The organism is Kitasatospora sp. NPDC059747, assembly GCF_042732955.1.
In the GTDB taxonomy this organism is placed as follows: domain Bacteria; phylum Actinomycetota; class Actinomycetes; order Streptomycetales; family Streptomycetaceae; genus Kitasatospora.
Genome location: NZ_JBHWGV010000253.1, coordinates 1 through 3,345, shown reverse-complemented (window position 1 = coordinate 3,345; position 3,345 = coordinate 1). Strand labels below are relative to the sequence as shown.

3 protein-coding genes are annotated in these 3,345 nt (G+C 77.1%); all 3 read right to left on the bottom strand.

Annotated features, from left to right (window positions below; all coding sequences use genetic code 11):
- On the bottom strand, positions 1-2,282 hold a 2,282-nt coding region (locus ACFV4G_RS43210; protein WP_380449107.1), incomplete at its 3' end, for an amino acid adenylation domain-containing protein.
- Positions 2,279-2,569 carry an acyl carrier protein gene (locus ACFV4G_RS43205; RefSeq protein ID WP_380449105.1) on the bottom strand — a complete coding sequence of 97 codons (291 nt, stop codon included), beginning with the start codon at positions 2,567-2,569 and terminating at the stop codon, positions 2,279-2,281. The genes ACFV4G_RS43205 and ACFV4G_RS43210, both read right to left, overlap by 4 nt.
- Positions 2,569-3,345, bottom strand: a 777-nt coding sequence (locus ACFV4G_RS43200) for a condensation domain-containing protein (protein ID WP_380449103.1), incomplete at its 5' end; no start/stop codon positions are given. The genes ACFV4G_RS43205 and ACFV4G_RS43200, both read right to left, overlap by 1 nt.

The window sequence follows — 3,345 nt, the reverse complement described above, 5'->3', positions numbered from 1 at the left end:
GCGACCACGGCCAGCACCCGCGCGGGCACCAGGTGCGCGGGCAGCCGGGCGTGGAGGTGCGCCCTGGCCTCCTCGGGGGCCGGCCCGTCGGCCGCCGGCACGTAGAAGGCGACCAGGTCCCGGCCGCCGGGCCGGTCCACCGTGGTGACGAGCGCGGCGCGCACCCCCGGGCACTGGTGCAGGGCGTGCTGGACCTCGCCGAGTTCGATCCGGTGGCCGCGCACCTTCACCTGCTCGTCCAGCCGGCCGAGGAACTCCAGGTTGCCGTCGGCCAGCCAGCGGGCGCGGTCGCCGGTGCGGTACATCCGCCCGCCGGGCTCCGGCGAGCCGGGTTCGGGACGGAAGGACGCGGCGGTCAGCGCGGCCCGGCCCGCGTAGCCCGCCGCGACGCAGGCCCCGGCGATGTAGAGGTCGCCCGGCTCCCCCACGGGCAGGGGCCGCAGGGCGGCGTCCAGGACGTGGTAGCGGGCGTTGGCCATCGGACGGCCGTACGGGATGCTCGGCCAGGCCGGGTCCACCTCGCCCACCGGGAAGGCGTTGGACCAGACCGTGCACTCGGTGGCACCGCCGAGGGCCACGACCTCGGCGCGGGGGAAGGCCGTGCGGATCTCGTCGGGGAGCGTGAGCGGCACCCAGTCGCCGCTCAGCAGCACCAGGCGCAGCGAGCCGCGCGCCTCGGCGGGGAGGCCGTCGGCGGGCCGTCCGTCGAGGAAGGGGGTGAGCATCGCGAGCGCGGCCGGTGCCGAGTCCCACAGGGTGATCGGCTCGGCCTCCAGGAGGTCGATCAGGACCTCGGGTTCGGCGATCTCGGGCTGGGTCGCCAGGTGCACCGAGCCGCCCGCCGCGAGCACCCCGAAGAGGTCGTAGACGGACAGGTCGAAGCAGAAGGAGGCGACCGCGAGGATGCGGTCCCCCGGCCCGACCGCCCAGGTCCGGTTCAGCCAGTCGATCAGGTTGACGACCGGGCGGTGCTGGACCATGACGCCCTTGGGCTTGCCGGTGGAGCCGGACGTGAACACGGCGTACCCGAGGTCGTCCGCGGTGACGGTGCCGGGCGGCAGCGCTCCGGCGGGCCTGGCCTCGATGTCGGCGCCGGTCCACACCCGGCCGGGCCGCACGGCGGGTGCCGTGCCCTCCCCCACGGTGATGAACGCGTCGTAGCGGTGGGAGAGTTCGCCGGCGAAGTCCTCCGCGCGGCGGCGGCGCACCTCGACCCCGGCGACCGGCGGCAGGAGCTGCGGGAGCCGCTCCAGCAGGGCGGGCGGGATCCGCAGGCCCGCGTGGGCCTCCAGGCCGGGGTCGATGAGGTCGGCCAGCAGCAGGGTGCCGCCGGGGCGGAGCATCGGCAGCAGGCCCCGGAGGGTCTCCAGGAAGTAGTCCAGGTCCGGAAGGAACTGGACGGTGCTCGCCATGATCGCCAGGTCGAAGGTTCCGGACACGGCCTGCGGCACCTCGTGGGCGTAGCAGACCGCGCCTTCCGCCGCGTAGCCGCCCGCGGCCGCCGCGGCCAGGTTGCGGTCGACGGCCACCGAGGACGGGTCGACCGCCACGTAGCGGGCGGCGGTGGGCGCCAGCGCCTCCGTGATCAGGCCGGACCCGCAGCCGACCTCCAGGATCCGGGCGCCCTCGCCGGCCGCCTCGCGGCCCAGCCGCCCGACGTGGTCGCGGTAGCCGGTCACGTCGCCCGGCCGGTAGGGGCGTTCGGAGCGGCGGAGGTTGAAGCCGGCCGCCTCCAGCGGGTCGGGCTCGCCGGAGAGGAAGTCGAAGAACTCCTCGACCATCTCGCGGTCCAGCACCTCGGCCCAGGTGTCCTTCGCGGTGATCTCGGGGCAGATCACCTCGCGCACCGAGGGCGCGTCCCAGCGCAGTTCCTGGACGGCCTTGAGGCGGGCGCGGCCGGCGACGACGCAGCTCACGCCGAGGTCGGTGAGGAGTTCGAGGGCGCGGGCCCGGGGCCAGGCCGGGTCGATCGGCACGTACGCGGCACCGGCTTTGAGCACCGCCACCAGGGAGGCGGCAGCCGACGGGGTGCGGTCGGCGTACAGCGCCACGTACGAGCCGCGGCCGATGCCGCGCTCGGCCAGCAGTCGGGCCAGCCGGTCCGTCCAGGCGTCGAGTTCGCCGTGGGTCAGGGCGGTGCCGTCGCTCGCCACCAGGGCGGGCCGGTCGGGGTGGGCCCGGGCGGCGGCCCGCAGCAGGTCGGGGACGGTCGCGGTGTCGGGGAAAGGGCGGCCGGTGGCGAACCACTGCGGCGGGGGCAGGAGGCGGTCCGGTCCGGTCATGACGCGCCGGCCCCCTTCTCCTCGCGGTCCTCGCCGGGGACGAGCCCCCGGGCCGTGAGCGCTCCGGCGAGGTCGGAGACGGTCGGGTGGTCGAAGAACATCCGCAGCGGCAGGCGGGTGCCGACCCGCCGGCCGATGCCGGCCATGATCCGGGCGACCAGCAGCGAGTGGCCGCCGACCGCGAAGAAGTCGTCCTCGTCACCGAAGTCGTCGCGCCCCAGCGCGGCCGCCCAGCCGGCCCGGACCAGGGCGGTGGCGGAGGGGAGAAGAGGGTGGGCTGTTGACACTACTGGCCTCCTGCGAGTGGGTGCGCGCGGTCCGCGGCGGGGACCGTCGCGAGCGTGGACACGATGGCCGTCAGGCCGGTCAGGACGCGGTCGAGCAGCCGCTGGACATCGGTCTGCGGGTGAGCGACGGCGTTGTGGCGCACCCGCACCAGCAGCCGGTCGTCGATCAGCAGGGCGCTGACCTCCAGCGGGTAGGGGCGCGGGTTGTCGGGGCCGCGGTCGCCGGTGCCGGCGAGCGGCAGCGGGGTCAGCACCCGGCCCTCGGCGGGCGCGCCGCCGCCGACCAGACGGCCCGCGCGGCCCAGGTAGTTGACGTTGACGGTGGCGGGCGGGCGCGCGGCCAGCCGGGCGCGCACCGCGGGATCGCTCGCGGCGTGGCGGAGCAGGCCGTGGCCGAGGCCCTCGGCGGGCAGCCCGGCCAGCAGCGCGCGGACGGTGCGGTAGGTGGCGGCGGGGCCGGCCTCCCCAGTCTCCCCGGTCTCCCTGGCCTCCCCGACCTCGCCGGCCTCCCCGGGCGACCGGTCCGGTGCGACCGTCACCGGGTGGACGGCGGTGAACCAGCCGACGGTGCGGCTGAGGTCGACCTCCGGGAACAGGTCGGCCCGGCCGTGCGTCTCGACGTCCAGCACCACCTCGCGCTCCCCCGTCCACTCGGCGACCGCCTGGGCGACGGCGGCGAGCAGCACGTCCTGCGCCCGGGCCCGGGCCGGGCCGGGGGGGGCGCGGACGGCGGGGGCCGCCGGGCCGCCGGGGCGCGCGCCGGGGGGGGGTGGGGC